Source organism: Sphingomonas sp. Y38-1Y, from assembly GCF_032391395.1.
Taxonomy (GTDB): Bacteria; Pseudomonadota; Alphaproteobacteria; order Sphingomonadales; family Sphingomonadaceae; genus Sphingomonas.
This window is the reverse complement of sequence record NZ_CP135916.1, coordinates 3,081,143-3,102,962: the sequence shown is the minus strand read 5'-3', so window position 1 is coordinate 3,102,962 and position 21,820 is coordinate 3,081,143. Positions and strand designations below refer to the sequence as shown.

Annotated in this window: 24 protein-coding genes; 11 read left to right on the top strand and 13 right to left on the bottom strand. The window is 69.6% G+C overall.

Going from position 1 to position 21,820, the window contains the following annotated elements:
- Positions 1 to 49 precede the first annotated feature (49 nt).
- Positions 50 to 520, top strand: coding sequence for a DUF6456 domain-containing protein (locus RS883_RS14725; RefSeq protein ID WP_315760936.1), 471 nt, complete (start codon positions 50 to 52; stop codon positions 518 to 520).
- On the opposite strand, the gene RS883_RS14720 is transcribed toward RS883_RS14725, so the two are convergent.
- On the bottom strand, positions 505 to 2,958 hold the full coding sequence (locus RS883_RS14720) for a DUF2339 domain-containing protein (RefSeq protein WP_315760935.1): 2,454 nt from the start codon (positions 2,956 to 2,958) through the stop codon (positions 505 to 507). The two genes, RS883_RS14725 and RS883_RS14720, sit on opposite strands and share 16 nt — an antisense overlap.
- Before the next feature lie 104 nt (positions 2,959 to 3,062).
- On the bottom strand, positions 3,063 to 3,767 hold the full coding sequence (locus RS883_RS14715) for an SIMPL domain-containing protein (RefSeq protein ID WP_315760934.1): 705 nt from the start codon (positions 3,765 to 3,767) through the stop codon (positions 3,063 to 3,065).
- A gap of 90 nt (positions 3,768 to 3,857) precedes the next feature.
- Between RS883_RS14715 and RS883_RS14710 the strand changes: the two genes are divergently transcribed.
- The 4 genes from RS883_RS14710 (at position 3,858) to RS883_RS14695 (ending at position 5,930) form a co-directional block, all read left to right on the top strand.
- Positions 3,858 to 4,313, top strand: coding sequence for a VOC family protein (locus RS883_RS14710; protein ID WP_315760933.1), 456 nt, complete (start codon positions 3,858 to 3,860; stop codon positions 4,311 to 4,313).
- Positions 4,313 to 5,044 (top strand): hydroxyacylglutathione hydrolase, encoded by a 732-nt coding sequence (gloB, locus tag RS883_RS14705; RefSeq protein WP_315760932.1) that lies wholly within the window; start codon positions 4,313 to 4,315, stop codon positions 5,042 to 5,044. Before RS883_RS14710 ends, gloB begins: the two co-directional genes overlap by 1 nt.
- A 68-nt stretch (positions 5,045 to 5,112) precedes the next feature.
- A complete protein-coding gene (locus RS883_RS14700; RefSeq protein WP_315760931.1) occupies positions 5,113 to 5,529 on the top strand; it encodes a hypothetical protein in 417 nt (138 codons plus the stop codon).
- The gene (locus RS883_RS14695) at positions 5,529 to 5,930 is read left to right on the top strand and encodes a hypothetical protein (protein ID WP_315760930.1); all 402 of its coding nucleotides are present in this window, start codon (positions 5,529 to 5,531) and stop codon (positions 5,928 to 5,930) included. Before RS883_RS14700 ends, RS883_RS14695 begins: the two co-directional genes overlap by 1 nt.
- 147 nt (positions 5,931 to 6,077) lie before the next feature.
- Here the strand turns inward: RS883_RS14695 and hslU are convergent, their stop codons facing one another.
- The 4 genes from hslU to RS883_RS14675 all read right to left on the bottom strand — a co-directional run bounded on the left by hslU (position 6,078) and on the right by RS883_RS14675 (position 9,029).
- Complete coding sequence (gene hslU, locus RS883_RS14690; RefSeq protein ID WP_315760929.1) at positions 6,078 to 7,370, bottom strand: ATP-dependent protease ATPase subunit HslU; 1,293 nt, start codon at positions 7,368 to 7,370, stop codon at positions 6,078 to 6,080.
- Between the two features lie 93 nt (positions 7,371 to 7,463).
- The gene (gene hslV / locus RS883_RS14685; protein WP_315760928.1) at positions 7,464 to 8,015 is read right to left on the bottom strand and encodes an ATP-dependent protease subunit HslV; all 552 of its coding nucleotides are present in this window, start codon (positions 8,013 to 8,015) and stop codon (positions 7,464 to 7,466) included.
- Positions 8,016 to 8,058: 43 nt separating this feature from the next.
- Positions 8,059 to 8,472, bottom strand: a complete 414-nt coding sequence (locus RS883_RS14680; RefSeq protein WP_315760927.1) for a holin family protein — start codon at positions 8,470 to 8,472, stop codon at positions 8,059 to 8,061.
- On the bottom strand, positions 8,469 to 9,029 hold the full coding sequence (locus tag RS883_RS14675) for a glycoside hydrolase family 108 protein (protein ID WP_315760926.1): 561 nt from the start codon (positions 9,027 to 9,029) through the stop codon (positions 8,469 to 8,471). The genes RS883_RS14680 and RS883_RS14675 overlap by 4 nt, the downstream gene beginning before the upstream one ends.
- Before the next feature lie 80 nt (positions 9,030 to 9,109).
- On the opposite strand from RS883_RS14675, the gene RS883_RS14670 reads away from it, so the two are divergent.
- On the top strand, positions 9,110 to 9,712 hold the full coding sequence (locus RS883_RS14670; protein ID WP_315760925.1) for a heme-binding protein: 603 nt from the start codon (positions 9,110 to 9,112) through the stop codon (positions 9,710 to 9,712).
- 31 nt (positions 9,713 to 9,743) lie between these two features.
- Entirely contained in the window at positions 9,744 to 9,965 is a 222-nt protein-coding gene (locus tag RS883_RS14665; RefSeq protein ID WP_315760924.1) for a hypothetical protein, read from the top strand.
- Positions 9,966 to 10,019: 54 nt separating this feature from the next.
- Here RS883_RS14665 and RS883_RS14660 read toward each other — a convergent pair whose 3' ends face one another.
- Together RS883_RS14660 and RS883_RS14655 are read right to left on the bottom strand one after the other, a co-directional pair.
- Positions 10,020 to 10,586 carry a glycine zipper 2TM domain-containing protein gene (locus RS883_RS14660; RefSeq protein WP_315760923.1) on the bottom strand — a complete coding sequence of 189 codons (567 nt, stop codon included), beginning with the start codon at positions 10,584 to 10,586 and terminating at the stop codon, positions 10,020 to 10,022.
- A gap of 84 nt (positions 10,587 to 10,670) precedes the next feature.
- Complete coding sequence (locus RS883_RS14655; RefSeq protein ID WP_315760922.1) at positions 10,671 to 11,492, bottom strand: class I mannose-6-phosphate isomerase; 822 nt, start codon at positions 11,490 to 11,492, stop codon at positions 10,671 to 10,673.
- A gap of 143 nt (positions 11,493 to 11,635) precedes the next feature.
- Here RS883_RS14655 and RS883_RS14650 point away from each other — a divergent pair, with 143 nt between their 5' ends.
- Entirely contained in the window at positions 11,636 to 12,466 is an 831-nt protein-coding gene (locus RS883_RS14650; protein ID WP_315760921.1) for an outer membrane protein assembly factor BamD, read from the top strand.
- A 22-nt stretch (positions 12,467 to 12,488) separates the two neighbouring features.
- The gene (gene recN / locus RS883_RS14645) at positions 12,489 to 14,153 is read left to right on the top strand and encodes a DNA repair protein RecN (RefSeq protein WP_315760920.1); all 1,665 of its coding nucleotides are present in this window, start codon (positions 12,489 to 12,491) and stop codon (positions 14,151 to 14,153) included.
- A gap of 318 nt (positions 14,154 to 14,471) precedes the next feature.
- Here recN and RS883_RS14640 read toward each other — a convergent pair whose 3' ends face one another.
- On the bottom strand, positions 14,472 to 15,959 hold the full coding sequence (locus RS883_RS14640) for a hypothetical protein (RefSeq protein ID WP_315760919.1): 1,488 nt from the start codon (positions 15,957 to 15,959) through the stop codon (positions 14,472 to 14,474).
- 45 nt (positions 15,960 to 16,004) lie between these two features.
- On the bottom strand, positions 16,005 to 17,330 hold the full coding sequence (locus RS883_RS14635; protein WP_315760918.1) for an amidohydrolase: 1,326 nt from the start codon (positions 17,328 to 17,330) through the stop codon (positions 16,005 to 16,007).
- Positions 17,331 to 17,433: 103 nt separating this feature from the next.
- Between RS883_RS14635 and RS883_RS14630 the strand changes: the two genes are divergently transcribed.
- Positions 17,434 to 17,994: a hypothetical protein gene (locus RS883_RS14630; RefSeq protein ID WP_315760917.1), complete on the top strand. Its 561-nt coding sequence runs from the start codon at positions 17,434 to 17,436 to the stop codon at positions 17,992 to 17,994.
- Positions 17,991 to 18,572, top strand: coding sequence for an OmpA family protein (locus RS883_RS14625; RefSeq protein WP_315760916.1), 582 nt, complete (start codon positions 17,991 to 17,993; stop codon positions 18,570 to 18,572). Before RS883_RS14630 ends, RS883_RS14625 begins: the two co-directional genes overlap by 4 nt.
- 259 nt (positions 18,573 to 18,831) lie before the next feature.
- On the opposite strand, the gene RS883_RS14620 is transcribed toward RS883_RS14625, so the two are convergent.
- The 3 genes from RS883_RS14620 to RS883_RS14610 form a co-directional block, all read right to left on the bottom strand.
- Positions 18,832 to 19,482, bottom strand: coding sequence for a DUF4893 domain-containing protein (locus RS883_RS14620; RefSeq protein WP_315760915.1), 651 nt, complete (start codon positions 19,480 to 19,482; stop codon positions 18,832 to 18,834).
- 278 nt (positions 19,483 to 19,760) lie between these two features.
- Positions 19,761 to 20,543, bottom strand: coding sequence for a 3-hydroxybutyrate dehydrogenase (locus RS883_RS14615; RefSeq protein ID WP_315760914.1), 783 nt, complete (start codon positions 20,541 to 20,543; stop codon positions 19,761 to 19,763).
- 13 nt (positions 20,544 to 20,556) lie between these two features.
- On the bottom strand, positions 20,557 to 21,720 hold the full coding sequence (locus RS883_RS14610; RefSeq protein WP_315760913.1) for a patatin-like phospholipase family protein: 1,164 nt from the start codon (positions 21,718 to 21,720) through the stop codon (positions 20,557 to 20,559).
- Between the last annotated feature and the right edge of the window lie 100 nt (positions 21,721 to 21,820).

The window sequence follows — 21,820 nt, the reverse complement described above, 5'->3', positions numbered from 1 at the left end:
CCTACAACCGTGCCATCGTGGCAAGTGGCATCGATCGGGAGGTGCCTTCATGCGCGAGTGGGTGGAACGCGGGTTCGAGGATGGACGGGTGACGGCGGCGCCGCCGCGCAAGGGCGGGCGACGGGTGACGGTGAACCTGGCCGAATCGCCGCTCGGCTGGCTTGCGTCGCGCGGGCTGTTGAGTGCGCGTCAGGTCGAGGCGGGCGAGCGGCTGCGCGCCGATTACGAGCGGGCGCAGCTGGCGCCGTTGCTGACGATGCGCTGGGACGCGGCACCGTCCGGACGCCACGCGCGGGCGGAGGCGCTCGATCCGACGAGCGCACAGATCGCGGCGAAGCAGCGGTTCGACGCGGCGGTGGTCGCGGTCGGCCCGGGCCTTGCGGACATGCTGTGGCGCGTTGTCTGCGCCAACGAACCCGTGCCCGCCGCCGAGCGCGCGATGGGCTGGCCCGCGCGGGCGGGGCGGGTGGTGCTGGGCCTCGCGCTCGACCGGCTGGCGAGCCATTATGGGTTGGGGTGAGGGCTCTTCAGGAAGCGGGTGTAGGCCCAGCTGATCGCGATCAGCGTGACGCCGATGCCGAGGAAGGAGACGACGCGGAGCAGCCCCTCCAGCGCGACGTCGATCGTGAACACCTTGAGCGCGGTCACCATGACGAGGCCGAGCCCGGCAAAGCGCAGGTCGCGCGCGCCGCTGGTGAGGCCCCGCCACAGCCAGACGAGCGCGAGGATCAGCATCGCCGCCGAATAGCCCCAATTCTCGCCCGTGCCGATCGCGCCGGTCAGGATGTCGCCCTGCGCCGCCTGCCGGATCGCCGCCAGCGCGGCGACGAGCATGAGGCCGAGCGCGGGCACGCGCCACCGCCGCTCGCCCCAGGTCCAGAGCATCGCCGCCGATAGCGCGGGGAGGAGGACCGCGGCGTTGAGGAGCGGGATCGCGCCGACCGATTGCGGCGCGAAATAGGGCGCGAGGAGAAGCAGGTCGAACCAGACGATCCGCGCGTGCGCCGCGATGGCGAGCGCACGGGCAGCGAGCGGCGCTCGCGTCGCGAGCAGCCGCCCAGCGCCCAATGCCGCCAGCGTGATCGCCGCGCGCTCGACGAAGCCGAAGCGAACGAATCGAGCGTCGTCGCCGATCGCCAGCGGCTGCTTCATGAGGAGATAGACGGTCGCGGCGGCGAGCAGCCCCGCGGCGATCGCCGCCGGCCGGCGCCACGCGCCATAGCCGCCGGGTGCGCGGAGCGGCAGCAGCGCGGCGATTGCGACCGGGAGCAGGTGAAGCGCCACATCGCCGGCCGGCGGCAGATGCGGGTAGATCAGTTCCTCGCCGGCGAGCGAGCGGATCAGCCCCTCGGTCAGCCCGGCGATCTCGCGATAGGCGGCGGCGATGCCGAGCGCGAGCGGCACGGCGGCAGCGGTCGATAGCGCGCGCGCGCCGCTGCGCCGCCCCGCCTCCGCCACCGCGACGATCGCGACGGCGAGCGCGATACTGGCGGCATTCTCGCCGAACAGCGCCATCGCGGCGAGCACCCCTGCGCCTGCCCCTGCGGGCACGCCGCCGATCAACCCGGCATCGGCGCCCTCGACCCGGTCGCGATGGCGCCAGGCAAGCCAAAGCGCCGCGCCCATGACGGCCAGGTCGAACGGTGCCCAGGCGGCGCGTGGCAGGAGCTGCGGGGTGCCTAGCTGGAGCACCGCCAGCGGCCCCGCGAGCGCGACGACCGCGAGCGCGGCCCAGCCCTGCGCCGCGCGGGACCGCGCGACGCCGGCGCCGCCCAGGATGAGCGTCGTCGCGATCGCGGCCAGGCCGGTGGCGGGCTCGGGCGGGGCGAGCGCGAGCAGGACGAGGACGAGCACGGCGGCGATCAGCGGCGCGGGCACCAGCCGGGCGTCGCGCCACGCCAGCATTGCCGCGGCGCCGGCGAGGACGAGATAGAACGCCCAGCCGAGCCCCGAGAAGTCGAGCGCGGGTGCCAGTGCGAACAACTGCGCCAGACCGAGCGCCAGCGGGGCGACGCGAAGCGGCAGCCCGCGCGCGCCGCTTGCCGGCAGCGCCGCCGCCGCGGCGATCGACAAGGCGACGATGAAGCCGCCGACGATCGTCCGCTCCGGCCCGTCAAGCACGAGCGCGAGAAAGCCGGTCCACCCGAACCCCGCCGCCGCGCTCGCCACCGCCAGCCAGCCCCAGCCGCGTCGCACCGCCAGCACGAACAAAGCGCCGAGCAGCAGCGCGAGATAGACGAGCAGCGGCGCGACGCCCGCCGCGTCGTAGCCGGCGACCAGCGGCGCGAGGAACCCGCCGATCAGCGCCATGATCGCGGTCGGTGGTCCGTGCCGGATCGACAGCGCGAGGCCTGCACCAGTGATGCCGAGCAGCAGCACGAACGCGGGCAGCGGCGCGACGAGGTGATAAAGCGCGGCCGCGAGATACAGCGTCGCATAGAGGCTGGCCACGCCTGCGCCGGCCAGCACCTGAGCGATGCGCGGGTCGCTGGCGGTCGCGGGAAGGCGGCGCGCGACTTCGCTCGCCGCCATCAGCACGAGCGCGAGCAGGCAGGCGAGCGCGACGCGGATGCCCGGCCCGAACCACCCGCTGTCGATCGCTGCGCGGACGAGGAAGAAGCCCGCAAGCACCAGCGCCGCGCCGCCGATCCATACCGGCAAACGCCCGCCGATCAGGCTTTCGAGATCACGCGCCGGGGCGCGGGCGGGCGGCGCCGCCAGCGCCTCGATCGCCTCACGCTCGGCAGGTTGGGGGACGGCGCGCGTCGGCACGGAGCGGGGCTCGAAGGCAGGCGGCTGGCGGCGGACGACGACCGCGTCGTCGGGCGCCACGGGGGCGTCGTCGGCGCGGCGGTTGTCGAGCCAGCGCAGCGCCGCCTCCGCCCGGCCGAGCCGGCGACGCGTGTCGGCGAGCACGATCCCCAGCGCGATCACGGCGATCAGCAGCAATGGCTCCAAGCGGCACTCCCCAGGACGTCGTTTGCGCCCGAGCGCGAGGACATAGCGTCAGGTGACGGAAAACGCGCGCGCTTTCGTCGCTGGCTGCGGCGGGCCGCGCCGCGTCAGCGCAGGTAGAAGTCCACCGTCGTCACCACGCGCACCTTCTTGAACGGCGTGTCCGCCACGCCGTAATTCCCCTGGTCGCCGTCGCGCGCCTCGACCGAGAAATAGCCTTGGGTCGCGCTCTTGATCGCGCCGACGCCGGTGTTGCTGTCCTTGGCGAACTGCTCGGCCGCGGCACGGGCGTCGCGGGTCGCCTCCGCCACCATCGGCGGCTTGATGTCGTTCAATTTGGTGAAGCTGTAGGTGATGCCCGACCCCTCCTGAAGCACGACCCCGTCGCGGACCAGGTCGAACTGGCGCGCCGCGGCGCGCTGTGCCCGGGCGACGTCGCCGGTGCGAAGCTGGAGTCGCTGGTTCACGGTGAAGCGCTGGACGCCATTGTCATAGCTTTGCATCACGCTCGCGCCCGCCGGCCGGAGCGCATCGGCGGGGAAGCCGAGCCCGGCGAAGAACCGCGTGATCGCGCCGGTATCCGCATCCGCCTGCGCGCGCACCGCGGCGAGATCCTCGCCCGACCGCGCATAGTTGAGCGTCCAGACGGCCAGGTCGGCGGTCACGTCGCGCTCGGCCAGTCCACGCACCGTCACCGAACGATCCGCCGCGCGCGACCGGCGCAGGCCGTCGCCCAGCAGATAGCCGCCGATCACCAGCCCCAATGCGATCAGCGCCGCCGCGATCAGCACCGTCGATCCACGCTTTTCCATCGGCCTCCACTCCCCATATGGTCGAACGGCGATCCTGATACTTCGCCGATGAACCGTTGCTTACATACGATGAACGGAGCGCAGTCCACCATGAATTATCTGCACACCATGATCCGCGTCACCGATCCCGACGCGACGATCGCCTTTTTCGAGCTGCTGGGGCTCAAGGAAGTGCGGCGGATGGAGAATGAGGCGGGCCGCTTCACGCTGATCTTCCTTGCCACGCCCGAGGACATGAACGGTCCCGGCGAGCGTGCGAAGGCCGAGGTCGAGCTCACCTACAACTGGCCCCCCGAGGATGGCAGCGATGCCGAGACCTATTCGGGCGGGCGCAATTTTGGCCATCTCGCCTATCGTGTCGACGACATCTATGCGACCTGTCAGCGGATGATGGACGGCGGCGTGACGATCAACCGCCCGCCGCGCGACGGCAACATGGCGTTCGTGAAGACGCCGGATGGCATCTCGATCGAGCTCCTCCAGGCGGGCGATCCGCTGCCGCCCGCCGAGCCCTGGTCGTCGATGCCCAATACCGGAACCTGGTGATGCCTTCACCGCTTGAGATCGTTCGCGTCCCCGTGCTCAGCGACAATTATGTCTGGCTGATCCATCACGCGGCGAGCGGCGAGACCGTCGTCGTCGATCCGGGGGAGGCGGGGCCGGTGCTTGCCGCGGCGGATGCGCGCGGCTGGCGGCTCGGCGAGGTCTGGAACACCCACTGGCACCCCGACCACACCGGCGGCAACCAGGCGGTCAAGGACGCGCACGGCGCCGTCGTCGTCGCGCCGGCAGTGGAGGCGGCGAAGATCGCGACCGCCGATCGCCTGATCGCCGAGGGCGATAGGGTGTCGGTCGGCGGGATCGAGGCGGCGGTCTGGGAAACGCCCGCGCACACCGCGGGTCATGTCAGCTTCGTGTTTGCCGACCCGGCGCTCGCCTTTGTCGGCGATACGATGTTCGCGATGGGGTGCGGACGCCTGTTCGAGGGGACGCCCGCGCAGATGCACGCGGCGCTCCAGCGGCTGGCGACGCTGCCGCCCGAGACGGCGGTCTACTGCGCACACGAGTACACGCTGTCGAACGCCAGGTTCGCCGCGCATGTCGAGCCCGACAATGACGCGATAGCCGAGCGGTTGCAGGCGGTCGAGGCCGCGCGTGCCACAGGCGAAGCGACGGTGCCGACGACGATCGCCGATGAGTGCGCCACCAACCCCTTCGTGCGCGCCGGATCGGCCGATCAGCTGGCGGCGCTCCGAACGAAAAAAGACCAATTTTAAGCAGGATAGGGTGCTCAGCCTGTGTTCATGCGTTGAAGCGCTCGATAGCTCGGTTGGAGGACAAGCCCATGTCGCGAACTGCCTTTCTCGCGCTCGCCGCCGCCGCCCTGGTCGGCGGGTGCGCCGCCACGCCCGAACAGCAGGCTCGCACCGCCGAGCGCCGCGCCGACAGTGCCGCGCGGCTCGACAAGGCGCTGGCGGGCTTCACCGCCGAACAGCCGCAATCGTGCATGCCGATCACCAACCCGCGGCGCACCGAATATTATGGCGATACCATCATCTACGAAGTGAGCGGCAACCTCGTCTATCGCAATGACACGACGGGCGGCTGCGCGCTGGAGCGTGACGACATCCTCGTCACTTCGACCCCGCTCGGGCGGCTGTGCCGCGGCGACATCGCGCGGACGGTCGATCGTGCGTCGCGCTTCAACACGGGATCGTGTGCGCTGGGCGACTTCGTCCCCTATCGCAAGCGGCGGAGCTGATGCGAGCGGGCCTCGTGCTGGCGGCGGCGGCATTGGTCGCGGGCTGCACCTCGACCGAGCGCGCAGCGTCCGACACCCGCGCCCGCGGCGAGCGGGAGCTTGCCGCCGCGACAAAGGGTCGCGTCGCCGGCCCGCCGCAGCGCTGCATCGATCCCCAGCAAAGTTCCGGCCCGCAACTGATCGCGCCCGACGCGCTCGTCTATCGCGACGCCGGCACGACCTGGGTGACGAGGGTGGAGGGCTGCCCGTTCATCAATCGCGACCAGATCGTCATCGCCGAGGTGTTCGGCGGGCAGCTCTGCCGCAACGACCGCTTCCGCACGGTCCAGCGCGGCGGCGCGGCGATCCCGGGGCCGTTCTGCCGCTACGGCAACTTCACGCCCTATCGGCGGGAACGCTGATCCGGATCGCCGCCAATCGGAACCCTATAGTCGCCCGGACTTGATCCGGGGTCCCGCTTCTTCTGCTCGAGTGTGAAGAAGAAAGAAGCGGGATCTCGGATCAAGTCCAGGATGACGACATTTTGAAGATAGCCGCTATTTTCTCGATCACAGCACGTACCGGCTGAGGTCGGTGTTCCGCGCGATGCCGGAGAGCTGCGCCTCGACATAGGCCGCATCGACCGTCAGCGTCGAACCGCCGCGGTCTTCGGCGTCGAAGCTCACTTCCTCCAGCAGCTTCTCCATCACCGTCTGTAGGCGGCGGGCGCCGATATTCTCGACCTCGCCGTTCACCTGCGCGGCGATGCGCGCGACCGCGCGGATGCCGTCGTCGGTAAAGGCGATCTCGACCCCCTCGGTGCCGATCAGCGCGCGATACTGCTCGGGCAGGCTCGCCTTGGTGTCGGTCAGGATCGCGACGAAATCGTTTTCGGTCAGGCCCTTCAGCTCGACGCGGATCGGCAGGCGGCCCTGAAGCTCGGGCAGGAGGTCGCTCGGCTTTGCGACATGGAACGCGCCCGAGGCGATGAAGAGGACGTGATCGGTCTTCATCGGTCCGTATTTTGTGGCGACGGTGGTGCCCTCGATCAGCGGCAGGAGGTCGCGCTGCACCCCCTCACGGCTCACCGATCCGCCGCGCACATCGCTGACGGCAATCTTGTCGATCTCGTCGAGGAAGACGATGCCGTTCGCCTCCGCATCGGCGAGCGCCGCGCGGTGGACCTCGTCCTGGTCGAGGCGCTTGTCGGCCTCCTCCTCGACCAGCTTGGCCCAAGCGTCATGGACGTTCATCTTGCGCCGCTTGAGCTGCGGCCCGCCGAGCCCGCGCATCATCTCGCCCAGATTGATCATCTGAGGCGCGCCGCCGGGGATCTCGAACGGCATCGGGCTCGACGCCTCCAGCTCGATCTCGATCTCGGTATGGTCGAGATGGCCTTCGTTCAGGCGCTGGCGGAACGCCTCGCGCGTCGCCTGGCTTGAATCCTTGCCGGTCAGCGCGTCGAGCAGGCGGGTCATCGCCGCGGCTTCCGCCTTGTCCTTCACCGCGACGCGGCGGCGTTCCTTTTCCAGCCGGATCGCTTCCTCGACCAGGTCGCGGGCGATCTGTTCGACGTCACGGCCGACATAGCCGACCTCGGTGAACTTCGTCGCCTCGACCTTGACGAAGGGCGCGTCGGCCAGCTTCGCCAGGCGGCGGCTGATCTCGGTCTTGCCGCAGCCGGTGGGGCCGATCATCAGGATGTTCTTCGGGGAAACCTCGTCGCGCAGGTCTGGCGACAGCTGCTGACGGCGCCAGCGGTTGCGCAGCGCGACGGCAACCGCGCGCTTGGCGTCCTTTTGCCCGATGATGTGCGAGTCGAGCGCGGCGACGATCGCCTTGGGGGTGAGGGTGTCGTTCATGTCTTCCACTTCGTCATCCCAGCGAGGGCTGGGATCGCGTGCGGCAAGGGCACGCCAAATTGAGGGCGATCCCAGCGTTCGCTGGGATGACGGTCACGTCGCGCTGTCGAGCGCTTCGACGGTCAGCCGGTCGTTGGTATAGACGCACAGCTCCGCGGCGATGCCCATCGCCTTGCGTGCCAGCACCTCCGGATCGGGTTCGTAGTCGGCGAGCGCCCGGGCAGCAGCGAGCGCAAAGTTGCCGCCCGATCCGATCGCGGCGATGCCCGCCTCGGGCTCCAGCACGTCGCCGTTGCCGGTGACGACCAGCGTCACGTCCTTGTCGGCGACGATCAGCATCGCCTCCAGATTGCGGAGGAACTTGTCGGTGCGCCAGTCCTTGGCAAGCTCGACTGCGGCGCGCAGGAGCTGTCCCTGGTGGCGCTCGAGCTTGGCCTCCAGCCGCTCGAACAGCGTGAAAGCGTCGGCGGTCGCGCCCGCAAAGCCGGCGATCACCTTGCCGTCGCCCAGCGGGCGGACTTTCCGGGCATTGGGTTTCATGACGGTCTGGCCGGCGGAGACCTGGCCATCACCCGCGATGACCACGCGGCCCCCGCGGCGCACGGATAGGATCGTCGTGCCGTGCCACGCATTCGACTTGCTCATGGCGCGGCATATGGGGTGGGGAAGGGCGCTGCCAAGGGCGGCGCTATTTCTCCACGCCCTTGACCTTGCCCCACTGGCGCATGGCGGCATAGCCGAGGTAGCCGGTGCCGAAGAGCGTGTAGAGCTCCTCCGGCAGTGCGCGGAGATAGCCGGTGATCCCGCGCGCGATCGCGTCGGCGGTGGCGGGGCTGGCGGCGGCGATCAGGCCCATGGGGATCGCCCACAGGAACAGCGCGTACATGACATAGAGGAAGCCGGGCCGTGCGCGGCTGGTCCAGGGATCGCTTGACTGGGCCTCGGCCACGATCGCCGACAGCTGGGTTCGGAGCGCTTCCAGTTCCTGGCTGCCTTGCAGCTTGAGGAGTTCGAGCTTGGCCGCATCCCGCGCGCGCGGATCGGGAATGAGCTTGTCGATCAAGCCTGCGATCGGACCGATAACGGCGTCGAGCACGCTCATCGGCCGTCCTCCTTGGGATCGGCAAGGCGATTGGCGAGCCAGCCATAGAGGAACGCCTCGTTGGCGGGCCGCTGCTCCGCAAGGCGGAGGTAGCGTTCGCCCCGCATCGCCTCGACCGCCTTGAGCAGGATCGTCTCGCCGCGCGAGCCGCGGATGTCGAGAAAGGCGTCGAGTGCGGCGACCGTGCGCGGGCCGATGCGGCCGTCGAAGGCGATGTCGGCATAGTCGCGGCCATTGTGGTTGAGCGCGGTGAGGGCGCGCTGGAGGAAGCCGGCGGCGACGCTCGTCCCCATGTTGACGCCGGTGTCGAACAGCTCGGCCGCGAGCCGCGGTGCGCGCTCTGCCACCGCATCGAAGCGCGGCGCCAGCCAGTAGCGCGCACGATACAGCCCCGACGCGGCGCTTTGCGGATAGTCGCGCATCGCCCCGCGATAGCCCGCCGCCCGCGCGACCGCCTCCGTCACGCCCCAGCGCGTCGCGCCGCCGCGATCGGCGGGATGGTCGACGAACCCGCCCTCGCGCGCGATGAGTTCCTCGATCAGCGTGTCGATTTCCATGCTAGGCTCCCGCCGTTGGTTCGACTCGATCGCTAACCGATTTGGTACAATGTAGGACAGATAGCGGCTAAGGAGGGTTCATGGCAGGAACGATCGACCGGCGGACGCAGATCATCGGTGGCGGCATCGCCGCGGCGGCGGTGGCAGGGGCGACGGCGTGGTGGCTGACGCGCACGCCGACGCCGGACTATACGCTCGTGCTCAAGGACGGGGCGATCGAGGTGCGCGCTTACGGCGTGCTGCCGATCGTCGAGGCGACCGCGCCGGGCGATCGCGATGCGGCGCTGGGTACCGGCTTCCGCGCGCTTGCCGATTACATCTTTGCCAAGTCGCGCTCGGGTGAGCGGATCGGGATGACCGCGCCGGTGCTTGCCGATCGCGACGGCGATCGGTGGCGGACGCGCTTCGTGCTGCCGCCGCGCTACCTCGACATGGCTCCGCCGGAGCCCGGTCCCGACGTCGCCACGACGACGATCCCCGCGCGCCGTGTGGCCGCGATCCGCTTTCCGGGCCGCGCGAACGATGCGCTGCTCGCCGAGAAGGAAGCAGCGCTGCGCGAATGGCTGGAAGGCTATGGCCTTCGCCCGACCGGCGACCCGGAATACGCCTTCTACAATGCTCCGGCGGTCCCGGGACCCCTTCGCCGCAACGAGGTGTTGTTGCCGGTGGCCAGCATCTATTGAAGCTGGTGCCTTAGGGGACTATATCACTTCCATGCTGAACCTGCTCTCGATCCTGATCGGCCTCGTCGCGCTCCCGTTCCTGCTGTTCGGGTTCATCCCGTTCCTGGGATGGTCGCTGTGGTTCGGGCTGATGATCCCCGTGGTCGGCGCCGTCGTGGGCGCGCTGTCGGACAGCAATGCCGGCCGGAATCTCAACCTCATCATCATCGTGATCGGTGCGCTGCGCCTCGCGCTCGGCGGCGGCGTCATCTGACATGGAAAAGGGCCCGGCGATCGCTCGCCGGGCCCTTCATCTACTGGCCGTGGATCAGCGGCAGTTGACGCCGCCGCGGTCGATCTCGCGGCCAAGCAGCGCACCCGCGCCGCCACCGATCAGCGTGCCGAGCAGGCCCGAATTGCCGTTGGTCAGCACGTTGCCGAGCACGCCGCCACCGACCGCGCCGACGATTAGGCCCGTGGTGCCGTCGTTGCGGCGGCAGTAATAGCGCCCGTCGTTGCCGCGATAGATGCGGTCGTTGCGACCTAGGCGACGCTGGTCATAGTAGCGGCCGTCGCGATAATAGTTGTCGGCATAATAACGGCGCTGACCCGGGGGCAGTCGGTTCCAGTCATAATTGCGGGCCTGGCGCCAGTCGCGGCGGTCCTCACGAAGGTCGCGGCGTGCGTCACGCACGTCCTCGCGATATTCGCGGCGCGCCTCGCGCACATCGCGGCGCGAATCGGCGTTGCGAAGGTCGCGGCGATAGTCGCGCTGCGCATCGCGCACTTCGCGGCGATACTCGCGGTTATACTCGCCCGGCGTCTGCTGGGCCATGGCGGGCACCGCGGGGATCGCGACGGCGGCAATCAGCGCGGTGAGGATCGGGGTACGCATCGAACTTCCTCCTGCTTTTTGGTGGCGGAAGAACGACGCGAACCCTGGACAGTTGCGTGAACGTAAAACTACGGCCGGTTCAGACTAGAGACGGGTCGTGCCGGGGTAGGCAAAGAGGAGGTCAGCCTCTTCATTTGCCTCGACTTTTACCTCACCTGTCACCGACACGCATTCACCTGCCTGCCAGTCGACATCGGCGACCTTTCCACTGCCGCGTACGGGAACGAGCCAAGCGGTGACCCCATCGGGCAGCGAAACCTCGCGCCCGCCGGTCCAGCGCTCCAGCACGAACTTCGGCCCTTCGACCAGGATCGTCCGCCCCGCTTCGACTTCGCCGGGCGAGTCATAGGGGACGTACGGCACCGCGTCCGACACCGCGACACCGTCGTCGAGATGCAGCTCGCGCGGCCGGCCATAGTCGTAGAGGCGATACGTCGTCTCGCTGTTCTGCTGCACTTCGATCAGCGTGATGCCTGCGCCGATCGCGTGGACCGTGTTCGATTCCGAATAGAGGAAGTCGCCCGCCTTGACCGGCTTCCAGTAGAGCAGGTCCTCGATCGACCCGTCGAGCGCGGCGGCGCGCAGCTCGTCCTGCGACAGCGGACGGACGGTGCCGACCGCGATCGTCGAGTCGGGTTCGGCATCGAGGATCAGCCAGCATTCGTCCTTGCCGCGGGGCAGGCCGCGCGCCTGAGCTTGCTCGTCATTGGGGTGGACCTGAACCGACAGCTTCTCGCTGGTAAACAGATATTTGATGAGCAGGTCGGGCGTCGAATTGCCCGGCTCCTGGAACCACACCTCGCCGATCGGCTCGGCGCCCGGCGCGGGGTCGGGAAAGCCGGGAAACAGGTGCGTGCGCCCCCAGGGCTTCTCGACGCGGTGGGTGGCAAGCTTGGTGGCGGGCAAGGCGATTTCTCCGGCGGAATCTGATAGCTGCTGCAACGCAGCGCATTCGCTCCGGCTCCGCAACGACAAAGATAAAAGCGGTGCCGCACCGCCCGCCCAAAAATCCGTTGTTCGCCCCTTGTCCCCTCGGGTAAGGAGGCGCGATGCGTACCCTGACCGCCCGTCCGTTCGTGCTCGCCGCGACCGCTGTTGCCGCCTTCGGCCTTTCCGCCTGCGCGCGTTCGAACAAGGGGGCGGACCTCCCCTATGTCGCGCGCGACGTCGGCACGCTCTACACCGCGGCGAAGCAGCGGCTGGACCGCGGCCAGTACAAGCAGGCGGCGGCTTTGTTCGACGAGGTGGAGCGCCAGCATCCCTATTCGATCTGGGCGCGCCGCGCGCAGTTGATGAGTGCGTTCAGCTATTACCTGAACAAGGATTACACCGAGTCGATTCAGTCGTCGCAGCGCTTCCTGTCGGTCCACCCCGGCAATCGCGACGCGCCCTATGCCTATTACCTGATCGCGCTCGGCTATTACGAGCAGATCACCGACGTGACGCGCGACCAGAAGATCACGCAGCAGGCGCTCGACGCGCTGGGTGAGCTGTCGCGTCGCTATCCCGACACGCGCTATGCCGCCGATGCGCGGCTGAAGGTCGACCTGGTCCGCGATCACCTGGCCGGCAAGGAGATGGAGGTCGGCCGCTTCTATGGCCGCCGTGGTCAGTGGCTGGCGGCGTCGATGCGCTATCGCTCGGTTGTCGATCAGTATCAGACGACGAGCCATGCGCCAGAGGCGCTGATGCGCCTGGTTGAGGCGTATCTGAACCTGGGCCTGCGCGAAGAGGCGAAGAAGTCGGCTGCCGTGCTCGGCGCCAACTATCCGGGCACCGACTGGTATCAGCGCGCCTACAAGCTGGTCGAGGAATATCCGGTGCTGCCGCCGCAGCAGGTGGTGAAGCCCGCGACCGAGATCCAGCAGGCGGGCGCCTGATCCCGGACGGGGCGCGCACTCGATGCTGACGGCGCTGTCGATCCGCGATGTCGTGCTGATCGAGGCGCTCGACCTCGATTTCGTGCCCGGCCTGGGCGTGCTCACGGGCGAAACCGGCGCGGGCAAGTCGATCCTGCTCGATGCACTCGGCCTGGCATTGGGCGCGCGGGGCGACAGCGGGCTGGTGCGTCACGGTGCAGCTCAGTCGGTGGTGACCGCGAGCTTCGAGACGCCGGCCGCCGATAGCCCGATCGCCGCGCTGCTGGCCGACAACGGCCTCGATCTCGAGCCAGGCGAGCCGCTGATGATCCGGCGGCTGGTCAAGGCCGATGGCGGCAGCCGCGCCTTCGTCAACGACCAGCCGGCATCGGCGGCGTTGCTGCGCGAACTCGGTGCGATGCTGGTCGAGATCCATGGCCAGCACGACGACCGCGGCCTGCTCAACCCGCGCGGACACCGGGCGCTGCTCGACGCGTTCGCGCGCGCCGATACCGCCGCGGTGGGCGCCGCGTGGCGCGAGTGGCGGGCGGCGCTGGCGAAGCTGGACGAGGCGCGTGAGACACAGGCAGTGGCGGAGCGCGACCGCGACTATCTGGCGCATGCGGTCGAGGAACTGACGGCGCTCGCGCCGGAACCGGGCGAGGAGGCAAGCCTCGCCGAACGGCGCGCGACGATGCAGCGCGGCGAGCGGGCGGCGGGTGAGCTTTCTGCGGTCGCAGACCTGCTCGACGGATCGGACGGGGCGCTGTCGCGGCTGCGGCAGGCGGCACGCATCCTGGAGCGTGCGGGCGACGCGCACCCGGCGCTTGCCGAGGCGCTGGCGGCGATCGACCGCGCGATCGTCGAGGGCGCAGGCGCCCAGGAACAGATCGACGCGGCCGCCTATGCGCTCGCCTTCGACCCTGCGGTGCTGGAGGCGGACGAGGCGCGGCTGTTCGAGCTTCGCGGGCTGGCGCGCAAGCACCGCGTTCAGCCTGACGATCTCGCCGCGCTTGCCGCCGACTTGGCGGAGCGGCTGGCGCTGGTCGAAGGGGGCGAGGCGGGGATCGCCGCGCTGACCCGCGCCGCTTCGGATGCCGAGGCGCGCTATGCCGCCGCCGCCGAAACGCTGTCGGCGCAGCGCACCGCCGCGGCCGTCCGGCTCGACAAGGCGGTGGCGGGCGAGCTTGCGCCGCTCAAGCTCGACGCCGCGCGCTTCCGCACCGTCGTCGCGCCCAACGCTCGCGAGGCCTGGGGGCCGGAGGGCAGCGACCGCGTCGAGTTCGAGGTATCGACCAATCCGGGCGCGCCGTTCGCGCCGCTGATGAAGATCGCCAGCGGCGGCGAGTTGTCGCGCTTCATCCTGGCGATGAAGGTCGCGCTGGCCGAAGAGGGCGGCGCGCGCGCGCTCGTCTTCGACGAGATCGATCGCGGGGTCGGCGGTGCGGTGGCGAGTGCGATCGGCGAGCGGCTTGCGCGGCTCTCACGCCGCAACCAGGTGCTCGTCGTCACGCACAGCCCGCAAGTGGCGGCGCGGGGCGACCGGCATTACCGCATCGCCAAGTCGAGCGACGGCACCGTCACCCGCACCGGCGTCACGCCCCTGGATGCGGACGAGCGACGCGAGGAGATCGCACGGATGCTGTCGGGCGCGGAGGTCACGCCCGAAGCTCGGGCACAGGCGGAGCGGCTGCTCGAGATCGCCTAGCGCGTGCGAATGCCCACCATGGCCACCCGTTCGTCCTGAGTAGCCGCTGAGCCTGTCGAAGCGGCCTATCGAAGGACATGCGATCGAGCGTCGACGATGCTTCGATACGAGCCCTCGACTTCGCTCGGTCTCTACTCAGCACGAACGGGAAGTGGACAAAACTCAAAACCCATTCGCCCTCAGCCTGTCGAAGGGCTGCCTTTTCTTCTTGCCGGTCGAGAAGAAGGCAGTGCTTCGACAAGCTCAGCACGAACGGGGTTGGGGATGTTCCTCGCCGTTCTTCCTGAGCCTGTCGAAGGACGTGCCCGGAACGCCGCCCTACCGCACCACCCCGAGCTGCCGGTCCGCCCATTTCGCAAAGATCGTCAGGTTCGGCGTATCGGTGTGTCCGCCATCATGCTGCCGCCATGCCAGCGCTCTCTCGAGCAGCCCCGTGTTCACCGGCGGCAAGGTCGCGGCGCGCCAGTCGTCGCCGAGGCCCAGATCGCGCGCGCCCAGCAGGCGATAGACCCGCCCCGCCGCCACTGCCGCCATCAGGCTGCCGCGATGGTCGAGCCAGTGCGCGTCGCCCGCTTCGGGCACGCCATAGCTGATGAAGACGGGCCGCGGCGCGCACAGCGCCAGCAGGAGGTGCGCATCGACGGGCAGGTCGCCGGGATTGCGAACGTCGCGCCCCTCGGCCGCGGCATAGCGCATGAAATTGCCCGCCATCCAGTGATGCTGCCCGCCCGCAAGACTCGCTACCGCCTCGCCATAGTTGCGGCGGAGGAGCGTCGTGCCGCCCTTGCCCGACGATCCCACCAGCGCGACGGCGAAGCGATCGTCGAACGCCATCGCGATCAGCGCTGCCTTGCCATAGCGCGACACGCCCTCGATCCCGACGCGCTTGCCGTCGACCGCCGGATCGGCGGCGAGGAAGTCGAGCGCGCGGCTCGCCCCCCAGGCCCAGGCGCGAAGCGCGCCCCATTGCTCGGGACTGCGAAGCTGGCCGCGGTTGGCGAGGCCGATGACGCCGCGCGTCAGCCCCGCGCCGTCGTCGGGCTGGATCGTCTCGGAATCCAGCATCGCATAGCCCCAGCCGGCGGCGATCACCTGATCGGGACGGGGCAGGTCACCCTGCGCGTCGCGCTGCGGAAAGGCGAAGGGCGGCTGCTGGGCGAGCGTAAAAGCGGGATGCGCGTCGAACACCGCCTTCAGCGTCGCATCCTGTGCGATCAGCGCCGCCTTCATCGCGGCGTCGATCCGCTCGAACTCGGCACGGCTGGGCTGCGACGGCGCCGGGAAGTCGTCGCGGCCATACATGACGAGGAGCGGCACCGGCCCCTTCGCATCGGCGGGCGTCACCACGGTCATGCGGATATCGACCGACAGGCCGGGCGCATCGGCGGCCTCCGCATGGCCGATCACGCGCCGCGCGATCACCGGCGTGAAGCCGACGCGCTCCCGGTCGGTGATGGTCACGCGCCAGTCGATACGCGGCGCGTTCGCGGGCACCTCGCCATAGACTTCGCGCGCATAGGCGGCGGCGATCTCCGGCCGGCGGACGCGCCACCAGTCGGCGGGGGTTCGCACCGGCCGTCCCGCCGTCGTCGTCAGCGCGTCGGGCAGCGAGGGATACGGATTGGCTCTCGCCTCGTCATAATTGGCGGCGTTCGGCGCGGCGGGGTCCGCCGCCGGGCCGGGGATCAGCCGCGTGATGCGCATCCGCTTCATCATGTCCGCCCGCGCCTGATCGCTCGTCGGCGCCTGCGCCAGCGCCGCCGTCCCCGCCACCATCAATGCGCCAATCGCCAGCCAGACCCGCATCCGCCCCTCCGTTTCGGCGGATGCTATAGGATCTTCGCAGCAGAGTCAGCCGCGTTTCAGCACCTCAATCGCAGCAGCCGTCATCGCCTCGGCGGCGGTGGCGATCACCTTTTCGGCATCGGGCGCCCAATCGGGGCTGTGGAGCGAGGGGAGGGCGGGGCCGCCCTGCTGCGCTGCATCCCATTTGGCCTGCGGCACGCCGCCGACCCAGAAGAGCAGGCTCTGCACATGCTCCTTGTCGGCGAGATAGAAGCGGCTGAAATCCTGGCCCACCATCGCGGCGGGCACGTCGGCGACGCGATCCTTGCCGAAGCGCGCAGCGAACACATCCCGCATCCGCCCGGTCAGCGGGTCGGTGTTGAACGTGGCCGGCGTCGCATTCGGTCGCACGGTCATGACCGGCATCCGATCCTCGGGCACGCCGCTCGCGATCGCTTCGCCGCGCGCGATCCGGGCGATGCCGTCGAGGAGGAGCCGCCTCGTCTTCTCCTCGTAGCTTCGGACGGTGATGAGCAAGGTCGCCTCGTCGCCGATGACGTTGTGGCTGGTGCCGGCGCGAAAGCTGCCGACGGTGACGACCGCGGGCGATTGCGGGTCGTTCTCGCGGCTGACGAGCGTCTGGAGCGCCATCACGATCTTGGCGCCGAGCACGACGGGATCGCGCGTGCCGCTGGGATAGGCGCCGTGCCCGCCGACGCCGCGCACCTTGAGATCGACCGAGTCCACCGTCGCCAGCGCGAAACCCGGCCGCACGCCGATCGTGCCGGCGGGCAGCGAGGCGCTGTCGTGGAAAGCGAGCGCGACGTCGGGCTTCGGAAACTTCGTGTAGAGGCCGGCATCGAGCATCGCCTTGGCCCCCAATCCGCGTTCTTCGGCGGGCTGCGCGATCATCACCAGCGTGCCCGACCAGCGATCCTTCATCTTGGCCAGGTTGTTGAGCGTGCCGACCCAGCCAGCCATGTGCGTGTCGTGACCGCACGCGTGCATCACCGCGGTCTCGGTGCCCTCCGCGGTGGTCGCGCGCGCCTTGGACGCGAACGGGAGGCCGGTGCTCTCGGCGACGGGCAGTCCGTCCATGTCGGTGCGGATCAACAGCGTCGGTCCGGCGCCGTTCTTCATCACCGCCACGACGCCGGTCTCCCCGACCCCCTCGGTCACGGTGAAACCCGCCTTGCGCGCCGCGTCCGCCATCAGCTTGGCCGAGCGCTTCTCCTGAAAGGCGAGTTCGGGATTGGCGTGGAGATCGCGGTAGAGCGCGGTCAATGCGGACATTTGCGCCGCGGTCGCGTCGCGGACGGGTTCCTGCGCCGCGGCGGGCGCGGCAAGAAGGGTAAGGGCGGGGAGGGCGAAGGCGGGGAGCAGCAGGCGCATGCCGGGCTTCTAACCCGCTGGCGCACCGACTGGAAAGCGGGCGACTTGGAACCTCGCCACGAAATGGCCGTATATTGCCGACGATCGTTACGGGAGGATATTGATGCTCAGGTCATCGGTGGCCGTCGTGCTGGCGGGCGGTGCGCTGCTCGGCGCGTGCAACCAGTCGGATGAAGCGGCGACGCAGAACTCGTCGCTGGTCACCGTCCGCGACACCTCGGCACCGGCCGCGTCCGGCGGCGTGACCCGCGACGTGGCCGCTCCCGAGCAGCCGGTGGTCACGCCGATGGCGGCGGCGACGGTCATCCAGAGCCAGCCCGGCCCCGACGGTTCGCAGGTCGACCTGCTCAAGGTGGCGGTGACGGGCGACATCCTGACCGTGACGCTTCGCTGTGCGAGCAGCGAGCGCATCAACACCGAAAGCTTCAGGGTGTCCGACATCAGCGTCATCGACGACGCCACGTCGCAGCGCATCTCGATCCTCAAGGACAATGAGGGCAAGTGGATGGCTTCGAAGGTCAGCGGCGACTTCATGACCGCCGATTGCACCGCCAAGCCCGGCATCATCTGGGCAAAGTTCCCGGCACCGCCCGCCACCAGCCAGACGGTTTCGATCAACCTTCCCGAAGTGGCGCCCTTCGACGGCGTGCCCGTGACGCGATGAGAGTGGCGGCGGCGCTGGTCACGGCGGCGTGGCTCGTGGCCTGTTCGGGCGCCGAGCAGCAGCAAAGCGCGGCGGCGACGGGCAATGCGGCCGAACCCGCTGAGCCCGCGCCCGCTGCGGTGAGTGCGACCGGGAGCGGGATGCGCGGGACGGTGAGCAGCCTGACGGGCGCGGTCAGCGGCCTCAACACGCGCGTCACCGACATGGGGCTCGTCATCGACCTGCCCTCCGACGCGCTCTTCGAGTTCGACAAGGCGACGCTGACGCCGGCGGCGGAGGATCAGCTTCGCAAGGCGACCGACCTCATCCGCCGCAGCCCGCCGGGCGCGCTCAAGGTCATCGGCCATACCGACGACAAGGGCGACGATGCCTATAACCAGAAGCTGTCGGTCGCGCGGGCGCAGGCGGTGGCGGACTGGCTGGGCCAGCAGGTCGGTGTGCGCACGCGCGGGTTCGAGGTGTCGGGCAAGGGCGAAAGCGAGCCGGTGGCGCCGAACGCACGGCCAGACGGCAGCGACGATCCGGCGGGCCGCGCGAAGAACCGGCGGGTGGAGTTGGTGGTGCCGAACGGCGGCTAGCTCCTAGCCGTCACCCCGGACTTGTTCCGGGGTCCACCGTGCCTCGGTGGCGTGCCTATCGGGTCGATTGCGCCGATTCCCGCGACCCAGCCAAACCAGCCGCTGGACAATCGGACAGGTGGACCCCGGAACAAGTCCGGGGTGACGATTGGGTTGAGATGCGGCGCCTCGTACACGTCCTTCGACAAGCTCAGGACGAACGGCGATCAGGTGGAAACCTGTTCGCGCTGAGCCTGTCGAAGCACGTGCCCCGAAACCCTTACCCCGCCGGGACCAGCTCCACCACGTCGAGCTGCGATTCGAACCGCGGCCATGGGAGCACCAGCCGCCAGCGCCGCTCGCCGACGCGTTCGATCACGCCCGCCATGTCGCGATCGCCGTCCTGGCCATAATCGAGCGCGCGTTGCTCGTCGCCGAGCACCAGCGTGCCGAGGAAGACGCGGCGCGTGGGGACGTCGGGGAAGATCAGCCCGACCGGCCGCTGCGAGCCCGAGACCTTGAACAGGCTGAGCAGTTCGCCCTCGTCGCCGACGCGGCAGTCGAAATAGGGATAGGCGACATAGGCGAGCCCGCCGGGTCGCGGCGAGCCGAGCTTGAACACGCGGCAGCGATAGCGACCCGCCGGGGGCGCGGGATTGGCGAGCGCGCGGTCCGGGTCGAACAGCGCGCCCTCCGCCGCGATCTTCGCGGGCTCGGCCGCGCGGGCGGCGGGGAGCGCCGTCGTCCATGCCTCACGCCAGCGGCGAAGGCGGTCGCGATCGGCCGGGGTGGCGACGGCGCGCCAGTCGGTGGGGTTGGCGGAGGGGGTGCTCGCCGCGGTCTCGGCCTCGGGCCGGTCGCCGCCGCCGCATGCCGAGAGGGCCAGCGATAGACCGCAAAGGCCCGCGATTTTCGAAATCCTGGTACGCACGCCGCCATCATGGCGTGCGGGGCTCATCCGTCAATCGACCATTTCGGACGAGGGGGAAGCCACCAAGTCTAAGCGCGCCTCCCCGGCGAAAGCCGGGGTCCAGTTGGGAAGGCCGTGCAGCAGCGCGGAACAAGCGCCACGCTCGTGCTCCCGCGTAGGCGGGAGCCCAGGGTTACTGCGCGCACCGTTTGCGGCTCTGGGCTCCCACCTTCGCGGGAGCACGTACTGGGGTCGCGCTTCTCAACTGGGCACGGCCCTCGCCGGGGCAGGAGCGCCGCTTACGCCGTCCAGCCGCCGTCGATCGACAGGTTCGCGCCGGTGATCTGCGCCGCCTCGTCGCGGCAGAGGAACAGCGCGAGCGCGGCGACCTGTTCGGAGGTCACGAACTCCTTGGTCGGCTGTGCCTCCAGCAGCACGTCGTTGATGACCTGCTCGCGGGTGAGGCCGCGCGTCGCCATCGTGTCGGGGATCTGCTTTTCGACCAGCGGCGTCCAGACATAGCCGGGAGAGATCGCGTTCACCGTGATGCCGAACGTTGCCGTCTCCAGCGCGACCGTCTTGGTTAGGCCGGCGATGCCATGCTTGGCGGCGACATACGCCGCCTTGTTGGGGCTCGCGACCTTGGAGTGGGCCGACGCGGTCGAGATGATCCGGCCCCACTTCTTCTCCTTCATGAACGGCACCGCGGCGCGGATGACGTGAAAGGCGGAGGTCAGGTTGATCGCGATGATCGCGTCCCACTTGTCGATCGGGAAATCCTCGATCTTCGACACGTGTTGGATGCCGGCATTGTTGATGACGATGTCGGGACCGCCGAGTTCGTCATGCGCGCGCTGGACCATCGCCGCGATCTGGTCGGGCTTGGTCATGTCGGCGGCGTCGTAGAGCGCCTTGCCGCCGCTCGTCGCCTCCAGCGCGGCGCGCTCCTTCTCAATCGCGTCCTCATCGCCGAAGCCGTTGATGACGACGTTCGCGCCCTCCGCTGCCAGCGCCTTGGCATAGGCAAGGCCGATGCCCGAGGTCGATCCGGTGACGATGGCGGTCTTGCCCTTGAGGAACATGGATGCGCTCCGGTCAGTGATGATGGCGGGGGGTGAGGTCGAACGCGGCGGTGCGGCCGTCGACGATGTTCTGAGCGAGCACGCGCGAGTTCGCCATCGTCTCGGCGACGGCGGCGCGGCCGGACTGCCAATGCTCGCGCATCGTCCGCTGCGAGAATTCGTAGTCGCGGCTGCCGCCCTCCCACGCATTGGCGCGGTGGATGAGCTGGACCAGCGACAGCGGATGCTCGGTGGCGAGCGCCGCCAGCGCGGCGACGTCCCGATCCTGCGCGAGATCGCCGGGCAGCTTGTCGAGCACGCGGCGGATCGCGGCGCGCATGTCGCTCCGCCGCAGCGCCTCGGCCGACACCTGCCGGGTGCGGCTGGAGTATCGGATCTCCTTTTCACGCGCCATCACGTCCATCAGCGTCCGGGGCGCGTCGGCGGCGGCGGAAAAGAGGTCGCACTGGAACACCAGCATCGCCTCGTTCTGATGGTCGAGCACATGCGTCAGCGGCGTGTTCGAGACAAGGCCGCCGTCCCAATAGAGCCGCCCGTCGATCTCCACCGGCGGCAGGCCGGGGGGCAGCGCGCCCGACGCCATGATGTGCCGCGCATCGATGCGGCAGCCCAGCCGGTTGTCGAAGAAGTGAAAATTGCCCGACAGGATATCGACCGCGCCGATCGACACGCGCACCGGCCCGTCGTTGAGCAGGTCCCAGTCGATCAGCGTGTCCAGCGTCGCGCGAAGTGGCTCGGTATCGTAGAAGCTGAGCGCGCCGCACGTGCCCGGCACTGCCAGCGCCGGCGGCCAGGGGCGGGGGCGGAAGAAGCCCGGCACCCCTTGCGTGATGACCGCCATCGCCGACCATTCGTGCACCGCCTCGCGCACGCGCTCGTCTTCGAAGATCGGGAAGCTGGGGAGCGCGGCGGTGACCGTGTCCCAAAAGGCGCGCAGCCGCTCGATGCGGCGCGCCGGCGGGTTGCCCGCGACGATCGCCGCGTTGATCGCACCGATCGAGATGCCCGCGACCCAATCGATCTCGACCTCGCCCTCGGCCAGCGCCTCGATCACCCCGGCCTGGAAGCTGCCGAGTGCGCCGCCGCCCTGGAGCACCAGCGCCACGCACTCGGGAAGCGGCATCGCCTCGCGGCTGCGGCGGCGGTGACGGGGCGGGGGAGCTTCAGCGTCGGCCATTGATGCGGGTTATGGGATTGATGCTGCGACGCGGCAATGGGCGGGGTCGATGAAAAATGCGCCGCGACGCTTGCAACGCGCAGGCGCCCTCACGCATTTG

Bases quoted from the DNA above. Each gene is read 5' to 3' on its own strand.
- RS883_RS14725 (WP_315760936.1), top strand. From the start codon at position 50: ATGCGCGAGTGGGTGGAACGCGGGTTCGAGGATGGACGGGTGACGGCG.
- RS883_RS14715 (WP_315760934.1), bottom strand. From the start codon at position 3,767: ATGGAAAAGCGTGGATCGACGGTGCTGATCGCGGCGGCGCTGATCGCA.
- RS883_RS14710 (WP_315760933.1), top strand. From the start codon at position 3,858: ATGAATTATCTGCACACCATGATCCGCGTCACCGATCCCGACGCGACG.
- gloB (WP_315760932.1), top strand. From the start codon at position 4,313: ATGCCTTCACCGCTTGAGATCGTTCGCGTCCCCGTGCTCAGCGACAAT.
- RS883_RS14700 (WP_315760931.1), top strand. From the start codon at position 5,113: ATGTCGCGAACTGCCTTTCTCGCGCTCGCCGCCGCCGCCCTGGTCGGC.
- RS883_RS14695 (WP_315760930.1), top strand. From the start codon at position 5,529: ATGCGAGCGGGCCTCGTGCTGGCGGCGGCGGCATTGGTCGCGGGCTGC.
- hslU (WP_315760929.1), bottom strand. From the start codon at position 7,370: ATGAACGACACCCTCACCCCCAAGGCGATCGTCGCCGCGCTCGACTCG.
- hslV (WP_315760928.1), bottom strand. From the start codon at position 8,015: ATGAGCAAGTCGAATGCGTGGCACGGCACGACGATCCTATCCGTGCGC.
- RS883_RS14680 (WP_315760927.1), bottom strand. From the start codon at position 8,472: ATGAGCGTGCTCGACGCCGTTATCGGTCCGATCGCAGGCTTGATCGAC.
- RS883_RS14675 (WP_315760926.1), bottom strand. From the start codon at position 9,029: ATGGAAATCGACACGCTGATCGAGGAACTCATCGCGCGCGAGGGCGGG.
- RS883_RS14670 (WP_315760925.1), top strand. From the start codon at position 9,110: ATGGCAGGAACGATCGACCGGCGGACGCAGATCATCGGTGGCGGCATC.
- RS883_RS14665 (WP_315760924.1), top strand. From the start codon at position 9,744: ATGCTGAACCTGCTCTCGATCCTGATCGGCCTCGTCGCGCTCCCGTTC.
- RS883_RS14660 (WP_315760923.1), bottom strand. From the start codon at position 10,586: ATGCGTACCCCGATCCTCACCGCGCTGATTGCCGCCGTCGCGATCCCC.
- RS883_RS14650 (WP_315760921.1), top strand. From the start codon at position 11,636: ATGCGTACCCTGACCGCCCGTCCGTTCGTGCTCGCCGCGACCGCTGTT.
- recN (WP_315760920.1), top strand. From the start codon at position 12,489: ATGCTGACGGCGCTGTCGATCCGCGATGTCGTGCTGATCGAGGCGCTC.
- RS883_RS14640 (WP_315760919.1), bottom strand. From the start codon at position 15,959: ATGCGGGTCTGGCTGGCGATTGGCGCATTGATGGTGGCGGGGACGGCG.
- RS883_RS14635 (WP_315760918.1), bottom strand. From the start codon at position 17,330: ATGCGCCTGCTGCTCCCCGCCTTCGCCCTCCCCGCCCTTACCCTTCTT.
- RS883_RS14630 (WP_315760917.1), top strand. From the start codon at position 17,434: ATGCTCAGGTCATCGGTGGCCGTCGTGCTGGCGGGCGGTGCGCTGCTC.
- RS883_RS14625 (WP_315760916.1), top strand. From the start codon at position 17,991: ATGAGAGTGGCGGCGGCGCTGGTCACGGCGGCGTGGCTCGTGGCCTGT.
- RS883_RS14615 (WP_315760914.1), bottom strand. From the start codon at position 20,543: ATGTTCCTCAAGGGCAAGACCGCCATCGTCACCGGATCGACCTCGGGC.
- RS883_RS14610 (WP_315760913.1), bottom strand. From the start codon at position 21,720: ATGGCCGACGCTGAAGCTCCCCCGCCCCGTCACCGCCGCCGCAGCCGC.